Annotated in this window: 3 protein-coding genes; 2 read left to right on the forward strand and 1 reads right to left on the reverse strand. The window is 61.4% G+C overall.

From position 1 onward, the window contains the following. Positions 1–90: 90 nt before the first annotated feature. Positions 91–330 (reverse strand): hypothetical protein, encoded by a 240-nt coding sequence (locus tag WA989_RS14160; RefSeq protein ID WP_424341134.1) that lies wholly within the window; start codon positions 328–330, stop codon positions 91–93. Between the two features lie 105 nt (positions 331–435). Here WA989_RS14160 and WA989_RS14165 point away from each other — a divergent pair, with 105 nt between their 5' ends. Next, a complete protein-coding gene (locus WA989_RS14165; protein WP_424341135.1) occupies positions 436–720 on the forward strand; it encodes a DUF2312 domain-containing protein in 285 nt (94 codons plus the stop codon). Positions 721–840: 120 nt separating this feature from the next. Next, on the forward strand, positions 841–1,571 hold a 731-nt coding region (tig, locus tag WA989_RS14170), incomplete at its 3' end, for a trigger factor (protein ID WP_424341136.1).

Here is a 1,571-nt window from a genome sequence, read left to right on the forward strand (position 1 = left end):
GGCGACGAAATAACGGGGGGTGATTTGGCGAATATCCATAGGACGATGTAATCAGCGCAGCCTGCGCTGTCCAGCGTCGCCTGCAACCTCTCAGGCGAGAAAGATGCCCACGACGACGGCCATCAGACCGATCACCGACAGAAACAGCGCGCCCATGTTGAGCGGCAGCGCCTTGCGCAAAACTTCGCGCATGGCGGCATCGTCCAGATTGGCACGCTTCGCCCGCGCCACGGTCAGGATACACCACGCCAAGCCCAAAAGCCCCAGCAGCGAAATGGCGGCACCCGTCCAGATGACAAGATCGAAAATTTTGCTTTGGCTCGTTTCCATGCGCCACCCGGTAAGCCAATCCCGGCTGCGGGGCAAGTCCGTCTTGCGGTGCGCAGGCACCCCGCGTAATCAGGCGCGAAAGAATGCCAAGCCGAGGAGCGCGCGATGAGTGATACAGGTACAAATCCCGAAACGGTCGAAGACTCAGGCGACGCGACCTACCGCGTGACCGCCAATGAGCTGCGCCAGTTCGTGGAGCGGATCGAGCGGCTGGACGCCGAGAAGAAAGACCTCGCCGAGCATCAAAAGGAACTCATGGCGGAAGCCAAGGCGCGCGGCTACGACACCAAGCTCCTGCGCAAGGTCATCGCGCTTCGCAAACGCGACGCCGACGACATCGCCGAAGAAGAAGCGGTGATGGAGATGTATAAAGAAGCGCTGGGGATGTAATCCCGGCGGCCCTTCCAGTTGCCTGCCCGCGCGGGGACCCTTGCGCACGGGGGCATTGGCACATAGAAGGGCTCAAATTTTTCGCCCGCGCCAGCGCGGGCTCAATTCTATGGAGCACACATGCAGGTCAACGAGACGCTGAACGACGGTCTGAAACGCGGCTATACCATCACGCTGACGGCGAACGAGCTGGACGCAAAGGTCAACGAGAAGCTGGCCGAAGCCCAGCCCGACGTCGAAATGAAGGGCTTTCGCAAGGGCAAGGTCCCGATGGCGCTGCTGAAAAAGCAGTTTGGCCAGCGCGTCATGGGCGAAGCGATGCAGGAAAGCATTGACGGCGCCATGAACGAGCATTTCGAGAAATCCGGTGACCGCCCCGCGATGCAGCCCGACGTCAAGATGACCAACGAGAAGTGGGCGCAGGGCGACGATGTCGAGGTCGAGATGACCTACGAGAAGCTGCCCGACATCCCCGATCTGGATGCCTCCGAGATCGAGATCGAGAAGATGGTCGTCACGCCCGACGAAAAGGACGTGGACGAGGCGCTCGAAAGCCTGGCCAAGAACGCCCAGAGCTTCGATGCCAAGGACGGTGCGGCCGAGGATGGCGATCAGATCGTGATCGACTTCAAGGGCTCCATCGACGGTGAGGAATTCCAGGGCGGTGCCGCCGAGGATTACCCGCTGGTTCTGGGATCGAATTCGTTCATCCCCGGCTTCGAGGAGCAGCTGGCCGGCGTTTCGGCGGGCGACGAGTTGCAGGTGAAGGTGTCCTTCCCCGCGGAATACCAGGCGCCGAACCTGGCCGGCAAGGACGCCGTCTTCGCCACCAAGGTGAAGGAGGTGAAGGC

The organism is Henriciella sp. (assembly GCF_049649345.1).
Taxonomy (GTDB): Bacteria; Pseudomonadota; Alphaproteobacteria; order Caulobacterales; family Hyphomonadaceae; genus Henriciella.